This window comes from Cellulomonas denverensis (genome assembly GCF_012396125.1).
GTDB lineage: Bacteria > Actinomycetota > Actinomycetes > Actinomycetales > Cellulomonadaceae > Cellulomonas > Cellulomonas denverensis.
This window is the reverse complement of record NZ_JAAXOX010000001.1, coordinates 376,191-402,011: the sequence shown is the minus strand read 5'-3', so window position 1 is coordinate 402,011 and position 25,821 is coordinate 376,191. Positions and strand designations below refer to the sequence as shown.

At 73.9% G+C, this 25,821-nt stretch carries 18 protein-coding genes and 1 tRNA gene; 15 read left to right on the top strand and 4 right to left on the bottom strand.

All coding sequences use genetic code 11. The features are described from left to right. Positions 1-3: 3 nt before the first annotated feature. The 4 genes from tmk (at position 4) to HGA03_RS01795 (ending at position 3,535) form a co-directional block, all read left to right on the top strand. A complete protein-coding gene (gene tmk, locus HGA03_RS01810; protein WP_239073744.1) occupies positions 4-663 on the top strand; it encodes a dTMP kinase in 660 nt (219 codons plus the stop codon). Beyond that, a complete protein-coding gene (locus HGA03_RS01805) occupies positions 660-1,799 on the top strand; it encodes a DNA polymerase III subunit delta' (protein ID WP_168628493.1) in 1,140 nt (379 codons plus the stop codon). Before tmk ends, HGA03_RS01805 begins: the two co-directional genes overlap by 4 nt. Before the next feature lie 43 nt (positions 1,800-1,842). After that, positions 1,843-3,378, top strand: a complete 1,536-nt coding sequence (locus tag HGA03_RS01800) for an alpha/beta hydrolase (protein WP_239073745.1) — start codon at positions 1,843-1,845, stop codon at positions 3,376-3,378. Positions 3,379-3,462: 84 nt separating this feature from the next. Next, a tRNA-Thr gene (locus HGA03_RS01795) sits at positions 3,463-3,535 on the top strand. A gap of 18 nt (positions 3,536-3,553) precedes the next feature. On the opposite strand, the gene HGA03_RS01790 is transcribed toward HGA03_RS01795, so the two are convergent. Further along, complete coding sequence (locus HGA03_RS01790) at positions 3,554-3,799, bottom strand: hypothetical protein (protein WP_168628492.1); 246 nt, start codon at positions 3,797-3,799, stop codon at positions 3,554-3,556. 126 nt (positions 3,800-3,925) lie between these two features. Between HGA03_RS01790 and HGA03_RS01785 the strand changes: the two genes are divergently transcribed. Together HGA03_RS01785 and HGA03_RS01780 are read left to right on the top strand one after the other, a co-directional pair. Beyond that, a complete protein-coding gene (locus HGA03_RS01785; protein WP_168628491.1) occupies positions 3,926-4,456 on the top strand; it encodes a hypothetical protein in 531 nt (176 codons plus the stop codon). Positions 4,457-4,507: 51 nt separating this feature from the next. Further along, positions 4,508-4,897 (top strand): VOC family protein, encoded by a 390-nt coding sequence (locus HGA03_RS01780; RefSeq protein WP_168628490.1) that lies wholly within the window; start codon positions 4,508-4,510, stop codon positions 4,895-4,897. On the opposite strand, the gene HGA03_RS01775 is transcribed toward HGA03_RS01780, so the two are convergent. The 3 genes from HGA03_RS01775 to HGA03_RS01765 are packed head-to-tail and all read right to left on the bottom strand — an operon-like array spanning position 4,887 to position 10,469. Continuing rightward, on the bottom strand, positions 4,887-8,249 hold the full coding sequence (locus HGA03_RS01775; RefSeq protein ID WP_168628489.1) for an ATP-binding protein: 3,363 nt from the start codon (positions 8,247-8,249) through the stop codon (positions 4,887-4,889). The two genes, HGA03_RS01780 and HGA03_RS01775, sit on opposite strands and share 11 nt — an antisense overlap. Continuing rightward, entirely contained in the window at positions 8,246-9,001 is a 756-nt protein-coding gene (locus HGA03_RS01770; RefSeq protein WP_168628488.1) for a DUF4194 domain-containing protein, read from the bottom strand. Before HGA03_RS01770 ends, HGA03_RS01775 begins: the two co-directional genes overlap by 4 nt. Then, positions 8,994-10,469 (bottom strand): DUF3375 domain-containing protein, encoded by a 1,476-nt coding sequence (locus HGA03_RS01765; protein WP_168628487.1) that lies wholly within the window; start codon positions 10,467-10,469, stop codon positions 8,994-8,996. The genes HGA03_RS01770 and HGA03_RS01765 overlap by 8 nt, the downstream gene beginning before the upstream one ends. Before the next feature lie 58 nt (positions 10,470-10,527). On the opposite strand from HGA03_RS01765, the gene HGA03_RS01760 reads away from it, so the two are divergent. The 9 genes from HGA03_RS01760 (at position 10,528) to HGA03_RS01720 (ending at position 25,806) form a co-directional block, all read left to right on the top strand. Next, positions 10,528-11,361, top strand: coding sequence for a sulfurtransferase (locus HGA03_RS01760; protein ID WP_168628486.1), 834 nt, complete (start codon positions 10,528-10,530; stop codon positions 11,359-11,361). Positions 11,362-11,581: 220 nt separating this feature from the next. Then, complete coding sequence (locus tag HGA03_RS01755; RefSeq protein WP_168628485.1) at positions 11,582-12,712, top strand: serine/threonine-protein kinase; 1,131 nt, start codon at positions 11,582-11,584, stop codon at positions 12,710-12,712. Beyond that, the gene (locus HGA03_RS01750) at positions 12,709-18,663 is read left to right on the top strand and encodes an Ig-like domain-containing protein (protein ID WP_168628484.1); all 5,955 of its coding nucleotides are present in this window, start codon (positions 12,709-12,711) and stop codon (positions 18,661-18,663) included. Before HGA03_RS01755 ends, HGA03_RS01750 begins: the two co-directional genes overlap by 4 nt. Before the next feature lie 33 nt (positions 18,664-18,696). Then, a complete protein-coding gene (locus HGA03_RS01745; RefSeq protein WP_168628483.1) occupies positions 18,697-19,662 on the top strand; it encodes an AAA family ATPase in 966 nt (321 codons plus the stop codon). Between the two features lies 1 nt (position 19,663). Beyond that, positions 19,664-21,025 (top strand): DUF58 domain-containing protein, encoded by a 1,362-nt coding sequence (locus HGA03_RS19525; RefSeq protein WP_168628482.1) that lies wholly within the window; start codon positions 19,664-19,666, stop codon positions 21,023-21,025. Beyond that, on the top strand, positions 21,022-23,514 hold the full coding sequence (locus HGA03_RS19235; RefSeq protein ID WP_168628481.1) for a transglutaminase domain-containing protein: 2,493 nt from the start codon (positions 21,022-21,024) through the stop codon (positions 23,512-23,514). The genes HGA03_RS19525 and HGA03_RS19235 overlap by 4 nt, the downstream gene beginning before the upstream one ends. Further along, positions 23,511-24,506 (top strand): DUF5684 domain-containing protein, encoded by a 996-nt coding sequence (locus tag HGA03_RS19230; protein WP_168628480.1) that lies wholly within the window; start codon positions 23,511-23,513, stop codon positions 24,504-24,506. The genes HGA03_RS19235 and HGA03_RS19230 overlap by 4 nt, the downstream gene beginning before the upstream one ends. Beyond that, the gene (locus HGA03_RS01725; protein ID WP_168628479.1) at positions 24,503-25,285 is read left to right on the top strand and encodes a PP2C family protein-serine/threonine phosphatase; all 783 of its coding nucleotides are present in this window, start codon (positions 24,503-24,505) and stop codon (positions 25,283-25,285) included. Before HGA03_RS19230 ends, HGA03_RS01725 begins: the two co-directional genes overlap by 4 nt. Beyond that, entirely contained in the window at positions 25,282-25,806 is a 525-nt protein-coding gene (locus tag HGA03_RS01720; protein WP_168628478.1) for a hypothetical protein, read from the top strand. The genes HGA03_RS01725 and HGA03_RS01720 overlap by 4 nt, the downstream gene beginning before the upstream one ends. Positions 25,807-25,821: the final 15 nt, after the last annotated feature.

The window sequence follows — 25,821 nt, the reverse complement described above, 5'->3', positions numbered from 1 at the left end:
CCCGTGACCACCACCCCCGCCACCGTCCCCGGCGGCCTGTTCATCTCCCTCGAGGGCGGCGACGGCGTCGGCAAGTCCACCCAGTCCCGGCTGCTCGGCGAGTGGCTGACCGGGCTCGGACTGCCGGTGGTGCTCACCCGGGAGCCCGGCGGCACCGACCTGGGCCGGGTGCTGCGCGAGGCGGTGCTGCACGGCGATCACATGGACCCGCGCACCGAGGCGCTGCTGTACGCCGCCGACCGCGCGCACCATGTCGCCTCGCTGGTCCGCCCGGCCCTGGACGCCGGTGGCGTGGTGATCACCGACCGCTACCTGGACTCCTCGGTCGCCTACCAGGGCACCGGCCGCGACCTCGGCGCCCAGGAGGTCGAGGACCTGTCGCTGTGGGCGACCGCCGGCCTGCTGCCCGCCCTGACCGTGCTGCTGGACCTGGACCCGGAGATCGGGCTGTCCCGGCTGTCGGACCGGGACCGCGGGCCGGACCGGCTGGAGAGCGCCGGCGACGACTTCCACCGCCGCACCCGCGAGGCGTTCCTGGCCCGCGCCGCCGCCGACCCCGGACGCTGGCTGGTGCTGGATGCCGCCCGGTCGCCGGAGCAGGTCGCCGCGGACATCCGGGCCCGGGTCGCCGCCCTGCTCACCGCCCGCGGGGTCGCCGCGTGACCACGGTCTGGGACGACGTCGTCGGGCAGGAACCCGCGGTGGAGGTGCTACGCGCCGCCGCCGAGGACCCGGCCCGGATGACCCACGCCTGGCTGCTCACCGGCCCGCCGGGATCCGGCCGGTCCAACGCCGCCCGGGCATTCGCCGCCGCCCTGCAGGACCCCAGCGGCGACCCGCGCAGCCCCGGTTGCGCCCAGGTGCTGGCCGGCACCCACCCGGATGTCACCTTCGTCGCCACCGAGGGGGTGGTGATCCGGGCCGACACCGTGCGCCCCCTGGTCGAGCTCGCTCAGCGCAGCCCGGCGCAGGGCCGTTGGCGGGTGATCGTGATCGAGGACGCCGACCGGCTGAACGAGACCTCCGGCAATGTGCTGCTCAAGGCGATCGAGGAACCGCCGCCGCGCACCGTCTGGCTGCTGTGCGCCCCGAGTCCGCAGGACGTGCTGGTCACCATCCGGTCCCGGTCCCGCGCGGTGGCGCTGCGGGTGCCGCCGGTGCAGGCGGTCGCCGACCTGCTGGTCCGCCGGGACGGCATCGACCCCGCGACCGCCCTGGTCGCCGCCCAGGCCGCGCAGAGCCACGTCGGCGTCGCCCGGCGGCTGGCCCGCGACCCGGAGGCACGGGCCCGGCGCGACCAGGTGCTGCGGCTGGCCTCCCGGGTCCGTGGGGTCGGCGACGCCGTGCTGGCCGCCGCCGATCTGGTGGAGACCGCCCAGGCCGACGCCAAGGCCGCCACCGAGGAGCGGGACGCCGCCGAGCGCACCGCCCTGCTGCGTTCGCTCGGCGCCGAGGGCCTGACCGCCATCCCGCCCGCCCTGCGCGGACAGCTCCGCCAACTGGAGGAGGAGCAGAAGCGCCGGGCCACCCGCGCCCAGCGGGACGTGCTGGACCGGGCGATGGTCGACCTGCTCTCGCTGTACCGGGACGTGCTGGTGATCCAGCTCGGCGCCGGGGTGGACCTGATCAACGGCCGCCAGGAGGAGGCGGTGCGCGACCTGGCCCGCAGCAGCACCCCCGAACAGAGCCTGCACCGGATGGACGCGGTCAGCGAGACCCGCGAGCGGCTGGCCGGGAACGTCGCCCCGCTGCTGGCCGTCGAGGCGATGATGATCGGACTGCGTCCCCAGCAGGTCTGAGCGCCGCCGTGGGTGGCGCCGGTGGACCGGATACGGTGAACCGGTGACCTCCGTGCGAACCCAGGCCTTCCGGACCCTCGCGGTCGCCGCCGTCGCCGCCCTGGCGCTGACGGCCTGCACCGCCGACCCCGACCCGAAACCGGTGCACCGCCCGACCAGCACGGCGGCCTCCGACGCGCCCGAGGGTGCCGAGGAGATCTACGGCCAGCAGGTCGACTGGTCCGCCTGCGGCGACCTGGAGTGCGCGACCATCACCGTCCCGCTCGACTGGTCCGACCCGGGCGGCGACACCATCGGGATCAAGATCAACCGCGCGGCCGCCACCGGCGACAAGATCGGGTCCCTGCTGATCAACCCCGGTGGCCCCGGCGGCTCCGGCATCGACGCCCTGGAGTCCATCGCCCTGGACCGGTTCGGCGACGAGGTGGTCGAGCGCTACGACCTGATCGGCTTCGACCCGCGCGGCGTCGGCCAGTCCACCCCGCCGATTGCCTGCGTCTCCGACAGCGAGATGGACACCCTGGTCGCCGCCGACTACGACTTCGGCACCGACCAGGGCATCGCCGACGCCGAGGCCGCCTACGGTGCGCTCGGCGAGGGCTGTCTGGAGAACACCGGCCCGCTGCTGGAACACGTGGACACCGTCAGCGCCGCCAAGGACATGGATGTGATCCGTGCCGTCCTGGGCGACGACACCCTGACCTACGTCGGCTACTCCTACGGCACCCAGCTCGGCGCCACCTACGCCGCCCTGTTCCCCACGAAGGTCGGCCGCCTGGTGCTGGACGGCGCCGTCGACCCGACCCTGAGCTCCCAGGAATTGTCCCTGGGCCAGGCGGTCGGCTTCGAGAGCGCCCTGCGCGCCTACGTCACCGACTGCCAGGCCGGCACCGACTGCCCGCTCACCGGCAGCGTGGACGACGGCATGGCCCAGATCCGCGCCCTGTTCGACCAGGCCACCGCCTCCCCGCTGCCCACCCAGGACGGCAGCCGCACCCTCACCGGCGCCCTGGCGTTCAGCGGCGTCGCCCTGCCGCTGTACGACGAGTCCAGCTGGTCCTACCTGACCATGGGCCTGACCGAAGCGATCCAGAGCGGCACCGGCTCGGTGCTGCTCCAGCTCGCCGACCTCTACTACGACCGGGTCGACGGCCGGTACACCACCAACGCCACCGTCGCGTTCTGGGCGATCGGCTGCGCGGACGACCGCGGCACCACCGACATCGCCCAGATGCGCGCCGACGCCGCCGAGATCGAGGCCGCCGCCCCCACCGTCGGCAGCTTCTTCGGCTACGGCGGCGTGCTGTGCGCCAACTGGCCGGTGCCCGAGGCCGGCGGCCTGGACTCCTACACCGCCGAGGGTGCCGCCCCCATCGTCGTGATCGGCACCACCAACGACCCGGCCACCCCCTACGCCTGGTCCGAGTCCCTCACCGCGACCCTCGGCGACTCCGCCACCCTGCTCACCTACGAGGGCGAGGGCCACACCGCCTACGGCCGCTCCAACGACTGCATCCTGGACGCGGTCGATGCCTACCTGGTCGACGGCACCGTCCCCGCCGAGGGCACCCGCTGCTGATCGAGGAACGACCGAATCGCCCCGGCGCTTTGGAGCAGCACCGACGCGCCGGGTAGAGTGGGCGCGCTCGTCCTCCGGGACGACGCCGCCTTAGCTCAGTCGGCAGAGCGTCTCACTCGTAATGAGAAGGTCGTGGGTTCGATTCCCACAGGCGGCTCACGCGGAAGGCCCGGGATCATCGCGATCCCGGGCCTTCGTCGTCGTCGCTGGGCAGCTCACTCAGGGTCGCCTCGATGTCCGCGGTCACCTGCCTGGCCACGTCGTCGTCGCTGAGCCGGTGATCGGGGAAGAGCGTGATCGTGTAGCCGCCCGACACCCACACCTCGGTGGGCACCATGACGTCGTAGGTCGACTCGCCAGGTCGCTTCTGCACCGTCACCTCGACGCCGGCGATCACGAGCGTGGTCCTGGTCTCGAACACGGCGGCGAGTGTAGTGGCGCACCGTCGAGGACGGGCCCCGGCGTCGGACCGGCCTGGCAGAGTAGAGGTCTCCGCTGTGCCACGTGACGCACGGCGTGACCCAGCCGACACGAGCAGAAGGCCACCATGCGATCCGAGCCGTGCCCGCGCTGCGACGCGGCGACCGTCGTCGTCGCCTGCCATGACGGCCGGACCCGGCGGTTCACCGCGGTCGAGCTGACCGACCCGGACGTGCCCGAGCACGAGCGGTGGTACTTCCACGGCAGCCGTGGGGTGATCCACGGCGGTCTGATCGCCGCGCCACCCCGCCAGCCGTACGTGGTGCTGCACGCCTGCGACCGGACCCGGATCGGCAGTGGTCAGGGTGCCCCGGGCAAGGCCGGCTACATCGGGGTCGACACCGAGATCGCCCGGCGGGAGGACCTGCCGACCACCGACGACCAGCCGCTCAGCATCCCCGGCCGGGTGTACAGCTACCGGTTCCCCTCGCACTGGGCGCACATCGTCGCCGGGCTGGACGGTCGTGGCCTGTGCGGCGACCGGGTGCTGGACCCGGACGAGATGACGCCGCGGGAGCGGGCCCGGATCGCCGGGATGCGGGTGTGCCCGCGCTGCCGGGCCCGGAACGCGCGGGACGAGGCGGCTGTCCGCAGCTGAGCGCAGCAGACCACCGGGGTGGGTGTCGGTGGGCGGCGGTAGGACTGAGCCATGGAACCTCGGATCACCCTTGTCACCCTCGGCGTCGACGACCTGGAGCGCGAGGTCGCGTTCTACCGGGAGCTCGGCTGGCCCGAACCACACACCGCCGGGCCGGACATCGCGTTCTTCCAGGCCGGCGGCATGGTCTTCGGCCTGTGGACCGGCGTGCAGGGTCGCGGCGCCCCCGGTCTGGAGCTGGCGTACAACGTGCGCACCCCGGAGGAGGTCGCGCCGATGCTGGCGGCGGCCGAAGCGGCGGGTGGCACCGTGATCCGGCCCGCCGAGATCGCGTCGTGGGGCGGGACCTCGGGGGCGTTCACCGACCCGGAGGGCTACGTGTGGGAGGTCGCCCACAACCCGGAGTGGACGCTGGCCGAGGACGGTTCGGTCACGATGTGACGGTGCCGTCGACGCCGACCACCGCCTTGGTCCGCGACCGGCCGCCGGCGTCCTTGATCACCACGTACTCCAGGTCGACGTGCGGCTCCAGGGCGCTGAACTTGTCGTTCGGCGCACCGATCACCAGCTGGAAGCCCAGACCGCGCCAGGCGCCGATCGCCCGGCCGGTGAACCGGGCGTCGGCCTTGATCAGGGCCTCGTCCAGGAACACCGGGGCGTAGCGCGGTCGGTCGGCACCGGCGTCGCCGAGCTGGTAACGCAGCGCGGCGCCGACGATGAAGGCGACCAGCTCCTGCGACTCACCGCCGGACTTCTCGCCGATGTGGTCGTAGAGCGCGACGTGGTTGCCCTCCAGGTCGACCTTCTCGGCGGACAGCCGGACGTGGCGCCGGACGTCGACCAGGTCGGCGAAGTCCGGTGCGGTGCGGCGGATCCGGTCGATCACCTTGGCCATCCGGGTGTACCGGCGCTCGCGCTCCTCGTCGGTGGCCTCGGTGGCCAGCAGGTCGCGCAGGTCACGCAGCTCCTTGCGGAACCGGGCGACCACGGTGGACTGGGTGTCGCGGGCGTCGATCCGCAGCCGGTGGTCGTCGTCGGCGAACGGCAGGGCGGCCAGGATGTCGTTGACCGGCCGGATCCGCTCCTTGATCTCGCGCACCGAGCGGGACAGGGCGTTGTACAGGTCGGTCAGGTCGTTGCCGGACAGCCGGAGCAGGCTGCGCCGCCAGTCGGCCTCCAGCTCGTGCAGGCCAGAGGTCTCCAGCTCGTCCAGGATCCGGTCGAAGTCGGCGAAGGCGCCGCCCGGGTCGGTGCCCAGGTTCGGATCCGGCCAGCGCTCGACGAAGGTCTCGAAGATCCGGCGCAGGGTGTCCCGGGCGGTGCCGATCTCCTGTTCGGCGGCCTGCCGGTCGGCGCGCAGCAGCTCGGTGGCCCGGGCGGCGCGGGTGTCGAAGGCGTCCAGGGCCGCCGCCGGGCCGGCCGGGGGTGTGCCGTCCGGGGTGCCGAGCAGGGCGTCCAGGTAGGCGCGCTGGTCCTCGGCGACCGTGACCTCGGCGTCCTGCGCGTCGTCCAGGGCCTGCTGGGCGACGTCGACGTCGTCGGTGATCGCGGACCAGGTGTCGGAGAGTCGTTCGGCCTCGCCCTTGGCCCGGCCGAGCTGGTCGCTGAGCGCCCGGATGGACTGCTCCAGCTCGGTGGCGCGCTGCTGCAGCCGGGTGACCTCGGGGTTGCCGGAGGTGACCTGGTCGATCACCTGCTGCCAGCGGTCGCGGTCGGCCTCGGCGGTGGCGGTGTCGATCTCCTCCCAGCTGGTCTGCTCGATCACCCGGTAGGCGTCCAGCTCGGCATCCTGCTGGTCCAGGGCCCCGTCGGCGGCGTCGACCTGCTGTTCGGCCTGCAGCAGCCGGCGCTGGGCGGCCTCGATCTCCCGGTCCAGCTGGGCCAGTCGCCGGGTGTTGCTGAAGCCGAGCAGGTTGGCCCGGCCACCGCCGCCGTGCGCGCCACGGGTGCCGTCGGAGGTCTGGCCGGTCCGGGTGAGCGCCTTGCGGTGCTGGGCCAGCTCGCCCGGGGTGTCGACGCAGACGTAGGCGAACCGGTTGGCGAGCTCGGTGCGCAGCCACCCGGTGAACGGCCCGGCCCGGAAGTCGAGCCGACCGGGCAGGGTCCGCGGGTCCAGGGCGACGTCGGTGTGGATGTCGGTGGGCACGCCCTCGAACCGCAACCGGCGACCGAGCTGCACTCCGTCGATCGCATCGCGGAACCGGCGCAGGTCCGCCATGTCCAGCAGCAGCTGGGTGGCGAAGCCGCCGAGTGCCAGGTTGAACGCCTCCCGCCACGGTTCGTGCTCGGCCCGGACCTCGATCAGCTCCGCGACGAACGGCAGCTGCTCCGGCGACATCCCGGCCGCCTCGGCCAGCGCGGCCCGGGCGTGCAGCAGCTCGCTGGGGATCGCGCCCTTGTGCGCGGTGGCGGCGACCCGGTCCGACCGCAGCCGGGCCAGCTCGATCGCGGCGTCCTTCTTCTCGGTCATCGCGTCACCGAGGGCCCGGCGGGCGGTGGCCTTGGCGTCACCGTCGGCGAGTGCCGCCCGGGCCTGGTCGACCAGGCGCTGGTAGTCGGCCTGGCCCTTGAGCTCGCGGTCCAGCGCGTCCCGGACGATCCCGGCCACCCGGGTCCGGGCCGCGTCCACCCGGGCCAGGCGCTCCTCGGCGGTGCGGTGCTCGCGCTGGGCGGTGGCCAGCCGGTCGCCGCCGGAGCTCCACAGCGTCTCCTTGACCCCATCCAGCTCGGCGCGGGCGGCCTCCACCCGGGCGGTGGTCTCGGTGACCTGGCGCTGGGCGCCGCGGTGCTGCTGCTGCAGGTCGTGCTCGACGTCCCGGAGCAAGCCGAGGCGCTGCTCGTGCCGCCAGAGTGCGGCGGGGGAGTTCGGGGCGTCCACGTCGCCGAGCTGCTCGATCACCCGCAGCCGGCCGGCGGCCCGCTCCACCCGGTCGCGCAGCTCCCGGATCGGTTCCAGCGCCTTGACCTGCTGCCGGGCGGTGATCATCTGCTCGCGGGTGCCGGTCAGCTTGTCGAACTGCTCCACCACGGCATCCGCGGTGGCGAAGGTGCTCGGCTCCTCCAGCACCATCGCCTTGTACAGCGCGTCCACGGTGGTGATCTGCTGGCCGGCCTGGATCCGGCCGAGCAGGCCGACCGCCCGGCTGCCGTCGCCGGTGGCGCCGATCCCGAGGGTGGACCACAGCCGTGCGGTGAACTCCCGGTCGGTGTCGTAGGCGGTCACGCCGGTGGCGGTGACCGCGGGCCGGGCCAGGCGCTCGGCGGCGGCGGACTCCAGCGCGGCCAGGTCGAAGGCGTCGTCCACGGTGGCGCGCACCGCGGTGACCTCCTCCAGGGTCCGGGCCGCCGACGGGACGTACCAGGCGCGCACCGCGGTGAACACCCGGCCGGTCTGGTCGGCCCAGGTCATCGCGATCGCGGACCAGGTGTCCTTGCCGTCACCGCGCAGCACCCGCTGCCGGGTGCCCTCGTCGGTGCGGGACTCATCCAGCTTGCCCCGGGCGTAGGACAGGATGTTGCGCTGGTCCTTGCCGCGCGGGCGACCGACCACGCCCCCGTTGGAGGCGCCGTTGAACGGGGTGGTGTGCGGCATCAGCAGCGCGATGTAGGCGTCCATCAGGGTGGACTTGCCGGAGCCGGAGCCGCCCGACAGCAGGGTGGCGGTGGGGGCGAGCAGCACCCGGTGGTGGCCGTCGTAGCCGCCCCAGTTCACCAGTTGCAGGTCCCGGGCCACCCACTGCTGGCCGGTGGAGGCCGCCGGGATCAGGCCGAAGAGCGTGTCCACCATCGTCATCGGGCGGTCTCCTCATCGGGGGTGAACAGGTCGGTGTCCTGCGGGGGTGTGGGGGTGTCGTCCGCCGGCTCGGGGTCGGGCTCCGGCTCGGGCTCGGGAACCGGGTCCTCGTCCACGACGACCTCGGCGCCCGGGGTGCGCAGCCACTCGCGCAGCTCGACCAGGCGCTCGTTGCTCAGCACCACCTCGACCAGCGGGGTGATCCGGTAACGGCCCTCGGACACCTCCTCGATCAGCCCGTCCTTGGCCAGCCGGGCGATCGCGGCGCGGATCTCCCGCTGCCGGGTCGCCAGGTTGGTGCCGGTGGGGTCGAAGTAGGTCAGCGCGGTCTGCTCGATCTCCTCGACATCGACCCGGACCGAGGTCTCCCCGGCACCGCGCTCGCGCTGGAAGACGGTCCGCAGGTGCACCAGCACCAGGGTCTCGGCGCGGGTGTAGGCCTCGTCGCGCAGCAGCACCGGCACGTCCAGCTCGGCGGAGCGGACCTGGCGCTTGTAGGCGATGCCGCGGTCGTGGTCGACCACCAGGTGTACGAACAGGTCGTGCAGCCGGGACTCGATCACCTGCTGGTTCGCCAGCAGGGTCTTCCACTGCGCGGCGTTCTTCTCGGCCAGCAGGAACCGGCGCTGCAACAGCCGGACCAGCACCCGGCGCACCTCGGCGTCCAGGGTGCCGGAGTCGCCGGCGAACAGCTCGCCGGGGTCCTCCTCCATCGAGACGGTGTCGATGAAGGCGTCGGTGGTCTCAGTCATGCGGGGTGTCCTCCATCCGCACGCTGACGCCCTCGAAGGCGAAGCGGCGGGGGGTGCCGTCGGGCCGGATCGCCTCGACGTAGGCGATCGTGTCGGTGTCGGTGGTGTCGAACTGGGCGGCGATCTCCAGCAGACCCAGCAGGTCCACCGGTCGCCGCAGGGCGGTGGGGGCGGCGGCGAAGGCCTCGGCCAGGTCGCCGCCGGGGTGCTCGGCCAGCCAGCCGGTCAGGTAGGCACCGAGCTCGGCGTAGTGCGGACCGCCCCAGGCGCGGGCCTCGGCGTGCGAGACCTCCTCGGCGTCGTCCTCCCACACGGACAGGGCCTCCGGCGGCTGCGGCGGTCGCAGGTCACCCGGGGTCTGGCGCAGGTGGTCCACCTCGGCCACCGGCAACCGGCGCAGCGGCTCGACCGCCTGCCCGCGCCGGGAGTCCGGCATCCAGGCCTGCATCCCGGCCATCACGTCCCGCAGCAGGTCGTCGACCTGGCGGTCGCGCAGCGGGTCGTGGTTGCGGACCTGGGAGGTGATCACCGACGACGCCTCACGCTGGGCGGCGAACACCTGCTCCAGACCCTGTTCGATCCGGCGGCCGATCTCGCTCAGCTCGGTGCGCTGCTGGACCGGCAGCCGGCGGGTGAACGGGTGGCGCAGCACCACGTCCAGCTGTGCGGACAGTTCGTCCAGCCGCTGCGGGTCGCCGATCAACCGCAGCGCCCCGGCGAACGCCCGGCCCTCCACGGTCGATTCCATCACGTGCTCGCCGCGCTCCAGGTACTCGCGCAGCACCTCACCGGTGGGCCGCTCGTCCTGGCGCAGGGCGGTGACCACGTCGCGCTGCATCGCCTTGATCGACTCGGCCACCCGGGCGAAGTCGCCGGGCAGCTCCCGCACCAGGTGCAGGACGTTCTCGGCCTCCTCCAGCAGGGTCTCCTCGCCGACCTGCTCCACCGTGCCGGTGCGCTGGATCCGGTCCAGTTCGGCCTGCTTCTCCGCGATCTCCGCGTCCAGCCGGGCCATCGCGACCAGCACGTCCGGGTCGGCGTGCTGGGCCAGCCGGTCCAGGGCGTCCAGCAGGCTGCGCACCCGGGACTGCGACACCCGGGCCCGGGTGCCACCGGCCCGCCCGGCGACCTCGAGCGCCCCGACGGCGTGCGCGGACACCTGGTACACCTCGACGTCGTCGTCCAGCACCTGGCGGACCAGCCAGCCGGCGTCCGCCCACTGCCGGCACAGGTCGCGGGCACCACCGGTCGGCAGGTCGTCGCCGTGCCCGGCGGCACGCAGCTGGTCCAGGGCGTCCGCGATCTCGGTGTGCGCGTCATCCACCGGCACCGTCGCGCGCTCCGCGGTGAAGACCAGCGACAGCAGCGAGACGATCAGCGGGGCATGCCGCTTGTGCAGCAGATCGAGCATCGGATTCTGGAACGCCCGGACGGCGCCCAGGTAGGCACCTTCGGCACGAGTGATCATCGCGGGCCAGCCTAATGATCTCCGGGCGGTGCCCGTGCCACGGGTCTACTCTGCCGCCATGCCCGAGGTCATCGTCTCCGCCGCCGCCCTCGCCGAGGAGCTCGCGAGCCCCCGTCCGCCCCGCCTGCTCGACGTGCGCTGGCAGCTCGGCGGCCCGCCCGGGATCGACGGCTACCGCGCCGGCCACCTGCCGGGCGCGGTGTACGTCGACCTGGAGACCGAGCTCGCCTCGCACGCCACCCCGGCCGAGGGTCGCCACCCGCTGCCCGACCCCGAGGTGCTGCAACGGGCCGCCCGCCGCTGGGGCCTGCGCCAGGACGACCAGGTCGTGGTCTACGACGACTACGACTCGATGTCGGCCGCCCGGGCCTGGTGGACCTTGCGCTGGGCCGGGTTCGACCGGGTGCGGATCCTGGACGGCGGCCTGGCCGGCTGGGTCGCCGCCGGTGGCGAGCTGGACCAGGCCGAGGTGCACCCGCCGCTCGGCGACGTGGTGCTGAGCAGCGGCCACCTGCCCGCCCTGGACGCCGACGGCGCCGCCGAGTGGGCCGAACAGGGTCTGCTGCTGGATGCCCGGGCGCCCGAGCGGTTCCGCGGTGAGGTCGAGCCCTGGGACCCCCGGGCCGGGCACATCCCCGGTGCGGTCAACGCGCCGACCGGCCAGAACCTCGGCGCGGACGGCACCTTCCTGCCGCCGGACGCCCTCACCGCCCGGTTCGCGGCACTCGGGGCGCCGGCCGGTGGCCAGGTCGCGGTCTACTGCGGCTCCGGGGTGAGCGCCGCACACCAGGCCGCCGCGCTGACCATGGCCGGCTACACCCCGGTGCTCTACCCGGGCAGCTGGTCCCAGTGGTCCAGTGACCCGGAGCGCCCGGTGGCCACCGGCGACTGACCGCTATCCGGCCGGGCTTTCCGGCGATTCCCGCACCTTTTTCCCTTGAGATTGTTTACGCGATCCGGGCGCTTTCGGATTGTGCGATCGACACTTTCCTGCGCGTTTTCATGGCACAATCTGATGCGCATGTGACGTCATCGGTCACATCGCCGCGCCCCGCGGAATCAGGAACGACGGGGTGGCGCCGGAGCGGAGCAGGACAAGGGGTACCACGCTCATGGCACGACGGGTGGCCGGGCGCGCCCCGGTACTGGCGGGCCTCACCTACGTGCGTCCGCTGGGCTCGGGCGGGTTCGCCGACGTGTTCTGCTACGAGCAGGACATGCCCCGCCGCGTGGTGGCGGTCAAAGTGCTGGCCGCCGCGATCACCGACGCCGCCGTGCGCCGCGCGTTCAATGCCGAGGCCGACGTCCTGGCCCGGCTGTCCACCCATCCGGCGGTGGTCACCATTCATGCCGCCTCGATCGCCGCGGACGGCCGCCCCTATCTGGTGATGGAGTACTGCCCGGACACCCTGGGTGCCCGGGCCCGCCGGTCCCCGCTACCGCTCGGCCAGGTGCTGGACACCGGGGTCCGGGTGGCCGGGGCGCTGGAGATGGCCCACCGCTCCGGGGTGCTGCACCGGGACATCAAGCCGTCGAACATCCTGGTCACCACCCTGGACGCCCCGGTGCTGGCCGACTTCGGGATCGCCTCCGCCCTCGGCGGCGACCGGCACCAGATCGTGGCCATGTCCGTTCCAACCAGCGCCCCCGAGGTGCTGACCGGTGCGGTCACCGGCACGGTCGCCACCGAGGTGTGGAGCCTGGGTGCCACGCTCTACACCCTGCTGGCCGGGCGCGCACCGTTCGCCGACCCGGACCGGGAACGCAACTCGCGTGAGCAGACCGTCCGCCGGATCGTGCACGGCCGGCCGGCGCCGCTGTCGGTGCCCGGACTGCCGGAAGGGGTCGAGGACATCCTGATGCGGGCCATGTCCCGGGACCCGCGCCGCCGGCAACCGTCGATGCTGGCCGTGGCGGAAGAACTGCGCTGGGTGCAGTATCGCGCCGGCATCTCACCCACCGCGGTGGACGTGCCCTCCGCCCAGTGGGCCCAGGGGGCGGCGCCGGTGGATGTCGACGACGACGCGGTGCGTGGCCCGGCGGCCACCACCGTGCGGACCGGGGGCCGTCGCGCCGCACGTGCCGCCCGCGAGCGCGCCGAGCTGCCGGTGGACCGGGACGGGTTGACCGTGGCCACCCCCGGTCGCCTGCACCGGTGGCGTCCGGTGCTGATCGGTGCGGGTGCCGGGTTGGCGGTGCTGGCTGCCGGGGTGGTCGCGCTGCTCGGGACCGGTGTGCTGTGAGGACGCGTACCCGCCGTCGTCGGCCGATCGCCGCCGTGGTCGCCGCGGTGCTGGCGGTGGGCGCCGGGGTCGGGGCGGTGTTGTCCCCGGGGTACGACACCCAGGAGGTCGCCACCACCGAGACCGCGGTCTGGGTCACGCGCGATGACGGGCAGTACGCGCGCTTCCACACCGACGTCGGTCAGATCGACACCGTGCGGCGGGTCACCGAACCCACCCGGGTGATCCAGCACGGGGCGGACGCGGCGGTCGTGGCCCAGGGCGGTCGCTCGCTGTGGCCGGTCGATGCCGGGAACCCGGTGGATCTGGTCCCGGAGCAGGACGGTACGGCCACCGCCGGCACCTCCACCGCGGAGGGCACCACCGAGGTGGTCGCCGGTGGTGACGTGCTCGCCCAGTTGACCGACACCGGGCAGGTCTGGACCCAGCGGTTGGCCGATGCCGGTCACCGATCCCCGGTACGGCTCTACCCCGAGCCGGTGGCCGAGGAGGACGACCCCCAGGAGTCCGCCCCGGCCGGCGCGGTGGCGGTCGACCCGGACGGACTGGTCGCGGTCTACGTCCCCGGTGACGGAGTTGTGCGGCTGCTGGATGCCGAGACCGGGCTCGCCGTGGCCGACCCGGAGCCGGTGCCGCAGGCGCCCGCGTCCGCCGAGGTGCAGCTCACCGTGGTCGAAGGGCGGTGGGTACTGGTCGACCCGACTGCCGGACGGCTCTGGTGGTCCGGCGGTGACGGTCCGCACCCGGTCGACCTGGCCGACGATGCCCAACTCCAGCGGGCGACCGCCCAGGGTGGCCCGGTGTACCTGGCCGACCGGGACGGACTGGTCGCGGTCGATCACGCCGACGGCAGCAGCCGCCGGGTGGTGGAGGCGACCGGGACCCCGGCCCAGCCGGTGGTACTGGACGACGGCACCGCGCTCGCCGCCTGGCTGACCACCACCGGCGGCACCCTGTGGGTCTCCACCCAGGACCAGCCGCGTGCGCTGACCGTCCCGTCGGACACGCTGGACCAGGCGGCGCAGGTACGTCCGGTGCTCTCCGACAACGGTGCCCGGGCGGTGCTGTCCGAATCCGGCAGCGGGCTGCTGTGGACGGTGCCGGATGGGCAGGTGGTGCCGGTGGAGCAGTGGGCGCCACTGGACCGGTCCACCACCGAGACCGGCACGCGCCAGGTCGAGGAGGTCGTCGAACAGCACCCGCCGGTGGCGGCGCCGGACACCTTCGGGGTGCGGGCCGGCGCCGACGTCCGCCTGCCCGTGCTGCTCAACGACCACGACCCCAACGTCGGGGATGTGCTCACCATCGTGCCGGAGTCACTGGCCGAGGGCCTCGCACCGGGGGAGTTCGGCACGATCCGGTTGGCCGAGAACGATCAGCTCGTCGTGGCGCAGGTGTCCGCCACGACGGGGAGCGCGACCTTCAGTTACCGGGTCACCGACGGCTTCGCGGTCTCCGAGCCGGCCACCGTCACACTCCAGGTGGTCGACGAGGAGACCAGCACCCCGCCGCAGTGGTGCGCGGTGCAGGGCTGCACCCAGACCTGGCCGACCGCGACCTTGTCCCCGGGTGGCACCGCCCGGGTGCGGGTGCTGGACGCGTGGGTGGATGCCGAGGGCGATCCGCTGGTGCTCGCCGGGGCGCAGGTCGACGATCCCGCGGTGCCGGTGCGGGTGGTGGCCGCTGCCGACGGCACCGTGACCGTGCAGCACACCGACCCGAATGCCGGCCCGCTGACCACGTCGGTCACCACCACCGTCGTCGACGCGCGCGGCGAGACGGCCACCCGGGGGCTCACCGTCGCGGTCAGCGCCAGCCCGGCCCTGGAGCTCGAACCGATCGCCCTGGTCGCCACGCCCGGCGTCGCCACCGTCGTCCACCTCCCCGATCACGTGCTGAGCGGCTCCGGATCGGTGCAGGTGCAGGATGCGGTCGCCGCCACGGCCTCGGCCGCCGACCTGGTGATCGACGTCAATGCCCGCGCCGGGTCGGTGTCGATCACCGCCCGCAGCACCGGGCAGTTCCTGCTCACCTACCGGCTGCGCGACCTGGTCACCGGCCAGGAACAGTCCGCCCAGATCCGGGTGATCTGCCCGGAGGCCGCCTCCGAACTCACGTTGGCCCCGATGACCGCGGTGGTCCGGGCCCGTCAGGACAGCACGGTGGATGTGCTCGATGCGGTGCGGGGGGTCTCCGACCGGGTGGTGCAGATCAGTTCGGCGACCAGCTCCGACCCGGCGCTCGGCGTGGACGTGGTGGACGGCGCGATGCTCCGGCTGCGCGGCAGCACCCAGGACGGCCGACCGGGGCCGGTGGGCACGGTGCGGGTGGCGGTGACCGACGGGGCGAACGCCCACGCCGAGGGCACGGTGACCGTCTTCCTGGCCGAGGAACCGACCGGTCAGCCGCCGATCGCGGTTCCGGATGCGGCCGTGGTCCGGGCGGGCGAGCAGGTGGACGTCGAGGTGCTGGCCAATGACGTGGCACCCGGCGGTGCGGAGCTGACCCTGCTGCCCGAGGTCGCGGGCTCGGACGCCGAGGGGGAACTGGTCTTCGCCGCCGGTGACGTGCTGCGCTACCTGGCACCGTCCGAGCCCGGCACCTACCGGGTGGACTACGGCGTCGCGCTGGCCACCGACCCCAGCGCCCTGGCCACCGCCGCGGTCACCCTCACGGTGGTCGCGGAGGACACGAACCGGCCGCCGGTTCCCACCACCCTGGTCGCCCGGGTCGTCGCGGGGGCCACGGTGGAGATCCCGTTCGACGGCCGGCAGATCGACCCGGACGGTGACCCGGTGGCCGTGATCGGGGTGGATCAACCCGACGCCGGCACCGGCTTCGCCCGGGTGAACGAGATCGCCGACGCGATCGTCTACCAGGCCCCGGCCACCGCACGGGCCGGCGACCAGGTCCGGTTCGGCTACACGGTGCGCGACGCCCGCGGTGCGACCGCCACCGCGGAGGTCCGGATCGCGGTGCTGGACGGATCCGGTCCGCTGGCACCGATCGCGTATGCCGACCGGGTCCGGGTCGAGGCCGGGCTCAGCACTCCGATCCGGATCGAACCGCTGGTCAACGACCTGGATCCCGCCGGGGGGACGCTGTCCGTGGTCGGCCTCCGCCCGGACGCCCCGGCGGGCAGCGGGGAGGAGCGGCGCCTGTCGGGACTGCTCGACCCGGCGACCTCGCTGTCGGACGGAACGGTTCAGCTGCGGCCGGGCGATCAGCTCGGCACCCACGCCTACTGGTACACCGTCCGCTCCTCGACCACCGGGAGCACCGCCGAGGGCCTGATCGTGCTGGACGTGATCGCTGCGGCCACCGCCGAACCGCCCCTGGTCACCGACACCGTGCTCACCGCCCGCCAGCGCACCGAACTGCCAGGTGTGGGCATCGACGTACTCGCCGGCAAGGTGAGCTGGCCGACCGGTGCACCGGGCACGCTGCGGGTCGAGGTGTGGGGGCCGGCCGCGAGCCGCTACTCGGTGGTGGACGGCACCCGCATCGCCGGCCCGCTGCCGACCGAGGGCGCCCTGGTGCCCTTCGCGATCACCGGTGCGGACCACGCCGGCCGGACCGCCCGGACCTACGCCTTCCTGCGGATCCCACCTTTCGACGACATGCGGGTCGCCGCCCGCACCGATGTCGCCCCGGTGCCGGTCGCCGAGGGAGACACGGTCAGCGCGGACCTGAGCGGGCGGGTGCACCTGGCCCCCGGCGACCGGATCGAGGTCCGGACCGCCGCCGCGGTGCGCGGCAACCGTCCGCAGGCGAGTTGCGCGGTCGAGCAGGGCACACTGCGCTACATCGCGGGCAACGGCGCACCCTGGACCGACACCTGCCCGGTGGCGGTCCGGCTGGCCGGGCAGGAGACCTGGACCGACCTGCTGGTCCCGATCCAGGTCACCCCGCGCAGTCCCCAGGCGGTGCTGACTGCGCTCAGCCGGACGGTGTCACCCGGGAGCAGTGACACGATCGACCTGATGACCCTGGTCTCCTGGGAGGGCGGCAGGGTGGGGGACGAGTCCGCGCTGGCGTTCCGGATCGGCGCCACCGGTTCCGCGTTCACCGTCGATCAGCGCGGCCGCACTCTCACCGTCGCGGCGTCGGTCGGTGCGGTGCCCGGCACCCGGGTCAGTCTGCCGATCCGGGTGGACGCCTACGGCGGACTGTCCACCACGGTCGAGCTGGTGGTCGGCCAGACCAGCCCGGACACCCCCCGCGGGGCCACGGTCACCAGTTCCTGCGACGTCAGCCGCGGGCCGAACTGCACCGTCACCCTGGTCGGCGTGGCCGGGGAACACGACCCGTTCGCCGGCCGGCCGGGGGGCGGGCTCCGGGTGGAACGGATCGGCAGCAGCACCGGTGCGGTGTCCTGCCCCGCCGCCGAGGTGCGACTGCGGGACGCCACCTCGGTCCAGGTGACCTGGCCCGCCGAACCGAAACCGGCGGGTGGGTCGTGCACGGTGCCGTTCACGGTCGCCGACGCGCAGGGCCGGGTCGGCACCGGGGTGTTGCACCTGGACGTCCGCGGTTACCCGGCCGCACCCGGCAGCGTGGAACTGCGCGACTTCTCCGCCGGGTCGGTGACCCTGGACGTGCACCTGGCCACCGCCGCCACCGCTCACCCCGCGGTCAGCAGCGTCGGGATCTACGAGGACGGCCGGGCAGTCGCCGCGAGCTGTGCCGCCGCCGGTCCAGGCCGGTTCCGCTGCACGGTGGCCGGGCTGAGCAACGGCGAGCAGCACGCGTACACCGCGCGGTCGCGCAACCCGGTCGGGGAGTCCGACGACAGCACCCCGGTGCGGGCCTGGGCCTACCAGGCACCGTCGATCAGTGTCAGTGCCGCACCGGTCTTCGACGGCGGCAGGACCACCGCTGCGCAGGGGGTGGCCCGGGTGACCCTGACCTCCGGTTCCGACGTCAGCGCATTCGAGATCGAGGGCCGCCCCGAGCCGGTCACCCGCACCGGCGACACGACCACGGTGGACCTGGTGCTCGGGGTCGGTACCCACACCGTCCAGGTCACGCCGGTGAGCCGGTTCGCCCCACCGATCGGAGCCCAGGACAGCCGCGGCGCAGCGGGGCAGACGCAGGTCACCGTGGCCGGTCTGCCCAAGGTCGAGCCCGGCACGGCGCAGGTGCAGGGCCGCAGCATCGTGGTCGGTGGGGCCGGGGTCGACGCCAACGGCAGCACCCGGCCCACCGAACTGGTCTACCTGCTCGCCGACCACGCCGGACTGACCTGCCGCTCCGGGCCCTCCGGTGAGCTGGTGGTCCAGGGCACCCCACTGCGCCGCCAGACCTCCGGCACGTTCAGCGACCTCGCCAACGACACCCAGTACTGGGTCACCGTGTGCGGCGGCAACGGTTTCGGTGCGGTGGCCGCGAACCCGCCGGGCGAGCTGATCGTCTTCCAGGCCGACCCACCGACCGTGAACCGCGGCTACTCGATCAACGCCCGGGCGACCGTCCGCGGGGCGACCAGCGAGTTCACCCGGGTCACCGAACCTCGGGTGTCCGCCGCCTCCGGGCTGCACCTGTGGTACTCGACCGACGGTGTCACCTGGTCGCAGACCTTCGCGCTGCCGAGCGACCGGGTACCCGACCAGGTCCTGGTCCGCCAGTGCAGCCGGTCCGACGCCGCGCGCTGCTCCGCCCCCGCCCCCGTGCCGGCCCAGGAGGGTTCGGCCCGGGCACCGGTGATCGTCACCACCACCGCCGGGACGTGCAGCGCCACCGAACCGCCGTTCACCCTCAGCTCCGGCCCATTGACCGGCCGGGCCTCCGCCGACCCGGCGATCGTCGGCGATCAGGTGACCTGGACCTTGAACTGGGTGGCGGGCGGTCCGTACGACGGGCTGGAACCGGTGCGCGCCGCGACCTGCACGCTGCCCGCCCCCGAACCGGAACCGGAACCCGGACCGCAGGAGCCCGCCGGTGAGTCCTGACCACCCGATCCCCCGAACGAGGAGACCGTCCCGATGACCCTCACCCCGGAGCAGACCACCTGGTTCGCGGAGAGCTTCGCGGCGCTGGCCGACAACGTCGAGCGTGCGCTGTACGGCAAACGGCACGTGATCGAGCTGGTCCTCGCCACGGCGATCAGTGGTGGCCACGTGCTGCTCGAGGACTATCCGGGCACCGGCAAGACCGCGCTGGCCCGGACCATCGCGCAGTCGATCGGCGGCACCAGCACCCGGATCCAGTTCACCCCGGACCTGCTGCCCGGCGACGTCACCGGCATCACCGTCTACGACCAGCGCAGTGGGACCTTCGAGTTCCACGCCGGACCGGTCTTCGCCCAGGTCGTGCTCGCCGACGAGATCAACCGGGCCAGCCCCAAGACCCAGTCCGCGCTGCTGGAGGTGATGGAGGAGGGCCAGGTCACCGTGGACGGGGTGACCCGCTCGGTCGGGCGCCCGTTCGTGGTTCTCGCGACTCAGAATCCGGTGGAGCAGGCGGGCACCTATCGACTGCCGGAGGCACAGCTCGACCGGTTCATGATCAAGACCTCGATCGGCTACCCCGACGACGCCGCCACCATGCGGGTGCTCCAGGAGGTGGCTCAGCCCCGCACCGAGGTGCCCGCGGTGGTCGACGCCGGCACGGTGGTCACCCTGGGCGAACTGGCCCGGCAGGTGCACGTCAACCCGGTGCTGATCGACCACGTGATCCGGATCGTCAACGCCACCCGGTCCGCCACCGAGGTCCGGCTCGGCGTCAGCGTCCGCGGCGCGATGGCCCTGTCGAAGCTGGCGATGACCTGGGCGCTGGCCCACGGCCGGTCCTACCTGGTCCCCGACGACGTGCGCGACCTGGTGCTGCCGGTGTTCGGCCACCGGCTGGTGCTGGAACCCGAGGCCGAGTTCGACGGCATCGACGCCGCCCAGATCCTGGCGCAGATCCTGCTCGACGTGCCGGCCCCGGTGGAGAACGGCGTCGCGTGACGTGAGCGGTGACGAACGACTGGAACTGACCGGGACCCGGACGGCCACCGGCACCTACGCCACCACGGTCACCCGAGTGGTGCGCAGCAGTGGCCGACTGGCCGCCGCGCGCTTCTGGTGGCACCGGTTGCGGGGCTGGGCGGCCGCCCGCGGTCGCGCCGTCGCCGCCCTGCTGCGCGACACCGTGACCGCCGGGGGGTGGCTGGTGGTCGCCGCACTGGTGGCCGGGTCGGTGCTCGGGCCGCTGCTCGGGTGGGCCCTGGGTTGGGTGCTGCTGGTCGGTGCGGCGGTGCTCCTGTTGGTCAGTGCCCCCTTCCTGCTCGGTGGACAGACCTACTCGGTCGCGCTCGACCTGGGACAGGATCGGGTGGTCGCCGGACAGGTGGTCCAGGCAGTGCTCGTGGTGGCGAACACCGCCTCCCGGCCGGCATTGCCCGCCGTGGTGGACGTGCCGGTTGGCACCGGTCTGGTCGAGAGCCGGATCCCGCTGCTCGGCCCCGGCGGCAGTCACCAGCAGACCCTGACCATCCCCGCCCTGCGCCGCGGGGTGATCGAGGTCGGCCCGATGCGACTGGCCCGCAGCGACCCGATCGGGGTGCTCCGCCGCGAGGTGCGCTGGCCCCAACGGTCGACGATCCACGTACACCCCGTCACCATCGGACTACCCGCCACCAGTCTGGGCCAGGTACACGACCTGGACGGGCTGCCCTCCACCGACGTGGTCGCCAGCGACCTGTCCTTCCACGCGATCCGGGAGTACGTGGTCGGCGACTCGATGCGGCACGTGCACTGGCGGTCCACCGCCAAGACCGGCCGGTTGATGGTCCGCGAGTACCAGGAGTCGCGGCGCTCGCGGTTGGCCGTGCTGCTCGGGCTCGATGCGGCCGACTTCCTGGATGACGACGAGGTCGAACTCGCGGTCGGTGTGCTCGCCTCGCTGGCCGCGCAGGGCATTCGCGACGGCCGGGACATGTATGTGGCCACCGGCGCCGAACCGCCGCGGATCAGCCGGGGCACGGTCGTCACGGTGCGCAGCCTGCCGGTGCGCAGCCCGCGGACCCTGCTGGACGCCACCTGCGAGCTGGAACCCGGCGAGCGGTCGACCCCGGTGGAGGACGTGACCGCGCTCGCCGCCGAGGCATGCCCGCAGATGACCGTGGCCTTCCTGGTCGTCGGGTCGGCGGTGGACCTGGGACGACTGTCCGCCGCGGTGACCGCGCTGCCGGCCGCGACCCGCGCCGTGGTGCTGCAGTGCGCGATCGATGCCGAACCCGTCGTCCGTCACACCCGCCGGATGACCGTGCTGACCGTCGGCCGGCTGCCGGACCTGGGCCGGATGCTCGCCCGCGGAGCCCTGGCATGAGCGCAGCCACCGCCTCGGCCGGCCGTCGTCGCCGTGCAGCGCAGCCCTCGGCCGGGACCCGTGAGCTTGCCGCCATCGGGTACCTGCTGATCGGGGCCGGCCTGGCCACCGTCGCCGCGTGGCCGGTGTACCAGACCTGGCGTCTGGTGGTGGTCAGCGCGGTCGCGGTCGCGATCGGTCTGACCGTGGCCTCCCTGACCCGACGGCGAGCCTGGTGGGTGGCCGCACTGGCCGCCGCCGGTGCCTACCTGCTCGTCGCGGTGCCGGTGGCCGTTCCGTACCGCACCACCTCCGTGCCGGATCTGCTCGCCGGGATCGCGGAGGCGGCCGGCGCGATCGTCGTCGGCTGGCAGCACCTGCTCACCTTGCGACTTCCGGTGCAGGAGTACCGGGCGAGTCTGGCGCTGTGGCTCGCGGTGCTCACCGCGGCGATGCTGATCGCGGCCAGGTGCGCCACCGCGCCGGGCCGCCGCGCGGTGATCGCCGTGCCCGCCCTGACCCTGGCAGTGGCGGTCGGACCGCTGCTCGGACCGGCGCAGGCCGGGCAGCCGTGGCGGGTCGGTCCGGTCGAGCTGCCCGACCCGTGGGTGACCGTCCCGGTGCTCGGCTTCACGGCGGTCAGCCTGGTGTGGCTGACCCTGCGACCCCGGATCGCCCGGCGTCAGGCGGTGGCGGCGGCCCGGGAAGCCGGCACCGGCATCCCACTCGCCCGGCGCCTCGGCTCGGGGCTGATCCGGTGCGTGGTCGGTGGCACCCTCGCCGCCCTCGCCCTGGCCACCGGGTTGATCGTCGCCGACCAGACCGACCCTGCCGCCCGGCGCTCCCTGCGAGCCGACACCGAACCGGTGATCGCCGTGCAGGCCGAACCCAGCCCGCTGGACGCGTACCGCACCGCGTTCACCGGCGACGCCGCCGATCAGGTGTGGCTGCACGTCCAGTCGCAGACCGCCGAGGGCGCCGACCCGGTCGACCGGCTCCGGCTGGCCGTCCTGGACGACTACGACGGGCAGCACTTCAGCACCTCCGCCGACACCGCCGACCACCGGTTCGCCCGGGTGCCGCGCTCGCGATCCGCGGCGACCACCGCCACGGTCGAGATCGAGATCGACACCGGCTACCGCGGGCTCTGGCTCCCCCTGCCGGCCGGCGTCCTGGCCGCCCCCGAGTTCCAGGGGCCCAGGGCCGACGCGCTCGCCGCCGGCTACTACCACTCCGCCTGGGCCGACGCCGCCCTGATCACCACCACCGACCCCGAGGGCCTCACGGGACTGCGCGCCACCGACCGCTACCGGGTCACGGCCTCGCCGGTCGCCGGTGGGCCGCTGGGCGCACCCACCTCCACCTCCACCCTCGATGCCGACGCGCACCCGCAACTCATCGCCTGGGTGCAGTCCCAACAGCTGGGCGCCGACGAACCGGGACTGCGCGAACTCGTCGGCCGGCTCCGCGACCGCGGCTACCTCAGCCACTGGCTGACCGAACAGGACGCCCGGTCCGCCGCCACCGATCAGTCCCCGCCCACCGTCGTGCCCTCCCGCTCCGGTCACTCCGCCGCCCGGATCGAGGACCTGTTCGCCGACCTGAACGAGCAGCAGGACAAACTCGGCGCTGACGCCCCCACCGGCGATCTGGTGGCCGCGGCCGGGGACGACGAACAGTTCGCCACCGCGGCCGCACTGATCGCCCGGCACCTGGGCTACGAGTCCCGGGTCGTCCTCGGCTGGCGACTGACCACCGACGACCCCACCCTGACGTCCTGCACCGAGACCTGCACCGGCGGCATGCTCGCCGCCTGGGTCGAGGTCCGGTCCGCCGCCGGACACTGGGTCACCCTGGACGCCACCCCCCAGCACACCGACCCACCCCGCCCGGTCACCGAGGGCCAGATGCTGCCCGAACACCCCACCCGGGTCGAACCCGCCGACCCCGCGGTGGTCCGGCCGCCCAGCAGCGCCGACGACACCGGCGACACCCCGCCCGCCGACACCGACACCGATGAGGCAGGCACCCAGGGTTGGCGATCGATCCTGCGTATCACCGGGCTCACCCTGTCCGCGATCGCCCTGCTCGCCGCACCGGTCGCGGCCATCCCGGTCGCGAAGGCGCTGCGCCGACGATCCCGCCGCACCGCGGCCGTCCCCGAGGTCGCTGTCGTCGGCGCCTGGGCCGAACTGTCCGACCTGTGCCTCGATCTCGGCCGGCCACTGACCGGCGCCACCCGGATCAGCGCCGCCACCGCCACCGAGCGACCCGCTGCCGTCGCCCTGGCTGAGCTCACCGACCGCGCCGTGTTCGGTCCCATCCCCGTCGACCGTGACACCAGCGCCGCCGCGTGGGAACTCGTCGCCGCCGACCGCACCGCACTCGCCGCCACCCACTCGCCGTGGGCCCGGCTCGTCGCCGCCCTGCGCCCCCGATCCCTGGTGGCGGCCGCACATCCCGCCCTCACCCGCCGGAACCGGCCCCTCGCCGAGGAGGAGCCCCGATGAACCCGGCCACGCCATCCGACCAGATGATCACCGCCACTCTGATCGGCCTCCTGGCCCTCCTCTGTCTCACCGGCCTGCACTGCTGGTACGCCGCCGCTCTCGGCGCGGTGTTCCGCCGACTCGGCCTACCCGCCTGGCGCGCCTGGGTCCCGGTCTGGAACGAGGTCACCCTGCTCGAACGCGGTGGAGTGCCCGGGTGGTCGGTGATCTACCTGTTCATCCCCCTGGTCAACCTGTACGGCATCGTCCTGCACACGACCGCCGCCCACCGGATCGGCGCTGAACTCGGCCGAGGTACCGGGACCACGGTGTTCGGGGTGATCGCGCCGCCGGTGTGGGCAGGCGTCCTGGGGTGGTCGCGGGCGCCGGACCGGGGGGCAGGGCCGGTGGTCCAGTACAGGGCCGTGCCGGTCGGGCAGAGGGCTGAGGTTGCGTCGTCGACGGCGGTGCCCACTGCGCCGTCATGGACACCGACGCTGGATGTGGCACCCGCGACGCCACCGCCGATGTCGCCCGCACCCGCCCCGGCCTCGCCCCCACCGCCGCGACCCGTGATCGTTCCGGCGCTGCCTGCCGTGCCCGCACCGTCCTGCCCGGACCCCGACCCCGACCCCGACGACGCGGACGACGAGGGCACCGTGCTCGCGGTCGCTCCAGCCCGTGACCCCTGGGTCCTCCAGCTCGACGACGGTCGGCAGTTCCCCGTCCCGCCCCCGACCGCGGTGCTCGGACGCCGGCCGTCGGTGGGCGAGTTCCCGACGGTGCAGCTCGCCGACCCCGGCCGCACCCTGTCCAAGACCCATGCCCGGCTCGACCTGATCGACGGCGTGTGGTTCATCACCGACCTCGGCTCGACCAACGGCGTCACCGTCACCGAACCCGACGGCGCTCCCCGCCGCCTCGACCCGGGCACCCGGGCGCCGGTGACCGGCCGGATCCTCTTGGGCACACTCGGCGCGCTGCTGTTACCGCCGGAGAGGACGGACGCATGACCAGCGGAAACCGAGTCGTGGCGGGCGTCGAACTCGCCTGGGCCGCCGGCACCGACCCCGGCCGGGTCCGCCGCAGGAACGAGGACGCCCTGCTCGCCGAGCCTCCGGTGTTCGTCGTCCCCGACGGCATGGGCGGACTCGACGCCGGCGACCGCGCCAGCGCCGCGGTGACCGCAGCCCTCGCCGAGCGGCTCACCGGCCCGGGCCCGGTCACGGTCGAGGCCGTCGGGCAGGCGCTCAATGACGCCCAGCAGCGGGTCTGCGCGATCAGCGCCGGCACCGGCCGCGGCGCGGGCAGCACGGTCACCGGCGCCGCCGTGGTCGAACACGGGGGAACACCGCACTGGCTGGTGTTCAACATCGGGGACAGCCGGGTCTACCGGCACAGCGGCGACCGCCTCGCCCGGCTGACCCGCGATCACCAGGCCCCGGCGTCCCACGGCACCCGCTCCCACGCCATCACCCGGGCGCTCGGCACCGGCCGGGCCACCGCGGACAGGTGGCTGCTCCCGATCACGACCGGCGACCGGCTCCTGGTGTGCAGCGACGGCCTGCACGGCGAACTCCCCGACGAGTCACTGCGCGCCGCTCTGACCCTCGCCGGAACCGCGGAGTCGGCAGTGGCCGCGCTGATCCGCCTGGCCAACCGGGCGGGCGGCCGGGACAACATCACCGTCGTCGTCGTCGATGTCCGAGCCGGTGGTGCGACCGGCAGCACGAACCTCGCCGGCACGACCGACACCGGCACCGCCGACACCACCCGCCGGGTGCTCCGATGACCACACCTCCTGACACCCCGGCTCTCGAGCCCGGCCGCCACGACGACCCGCCGCTCCCGTCCACCCGCCCCGACCCGGCGGTCGAGGACCCCCTGGACCGGACGGTGTGGGCCGCGGACGAGACGGTGCCGGCCGAGCCCACCACGGTCGACGCCCTGGATCTGACCGCCCTCGCGCACGACCCCGCCGACCACACCGTGATCGCATCCCCGGCCACGCCGGGCGACCACCTGCCGATACCTCCGGCAGCGGCACCGGACGGGGCACCCCCACCGGCCCCGGTGGTCAGCCACCGCGGTCCTTCCGCACCGGTCTACCGTCCGCGACCGGTGCCCGAAACCGTCGTGCCCCCGGCGCGCGCCGCCGATTCCCGCGCCACCCGCGTCCAGGCCGCCCGGATGCCGTCGGTCGTCCGTCGGAGCAGGCGTGCCGCCCGGATCGCGCTGGCCTGCTGGGCGGTCTGCGTGCTGGCGTCGCTGGCGGGCGCGGTGATCTGGGTCCGGGTGCTCCTGACCGGCTGACCGGTCCTGCGATCC

What these genes read in the sequence shown, in the direction of transcription:
- HGA03_RS01780 (WP_168628490.1), top strand. Translation starts at nt 4,508, where the DNA reads ATGGAACCTCGGATCACCCTTGTCACCCTCGGCGTCGACGACCTGGAG.
- HGA03_RS01720 (WP_168628478.1), top strand. Translation starts at nt 25,282, where the DNA reads ATGACCACACCTCCTGACACCCCGGCTCTCGAGCCCGGCCGCCACGAC.
- HGA03_RS01765 (WP_168628487.1), bottom strand. Translation starts at nt 10,469, where the DNA reads ATGATCACTCGTGCCGAAGGTGCCTACCTGGGCGCCGTCCGGGCGTTC.
- HGA03_RS01745 (WP_168628483.1), top strand. Translation starts at nt 18,697, where the DNA reads ATGACCCTCACCCCGGAGCAGACCACCTGGTTCGCGGAGAGCTTCGCG.
- HGA03_RS01725 (WP_168628479.1), top strand. Translation starts at nt 24,503, where the DNA reads ATGACCAGCGGAAACCGAGTCGTGGCGGGCGTCGAACTCGCCTGGGCC.
- HGA03_RS01785 (WP_168628491.1), top strand. Translation starts at nt 3,926, where the DNA reads ATGCGATCCGAGCCGTGCCCGCGCTGCGACGCGGCGACCGTCGTCGTC.
- HGA03_RS01775 (WP_168628489.1), bottom strand. Translation starts at nt 8,249, where the DNA reads ATGACGATGGTGGACACGCTCTTCGGCCTGATCCCGGCGGCCTCCACC.
- HGA03_RS01760 (WP_168628486.1), top strand. Translation starts at nt 10,528, where the DNA reads ATGCCCGAGGTCATCGTCTCCGCCGCCGCCCTCGCCGAGGAGCTCGCG.
- HGA03_RS01755 (WP_168628485.1), top strand. Translation starts at nt 11,582, where the DNA reads ATGGCACGACGGGTGGCCGGGCGCGCCCCGGTACTGGCGGGCCTCACC.
- HGA03_RS01770 (WP_168628488.1), bottom strand. Translation starts at nt 9,001, where the DNA reads ATGACTGAGACCACCGACGCCTTCATCGACACCGTCTCGATGGAGGAG.
- HGA03_RS19230 (WP_168628480.1), top strand. Translation starts at nt 23,511, where the DNA reads ATGAACCCGGCCACGCCATCCGACCAGATGATCACCGCCACTCTGATC.
- HGA03_RS19235 (WP_168628481.1), top strand. Translation starts at nt 21,022, where the DNA reads ATGAGCGCAGCCACCGCCTCGGCCGGCCGTCGTCGCCGTGCAGCGCAG.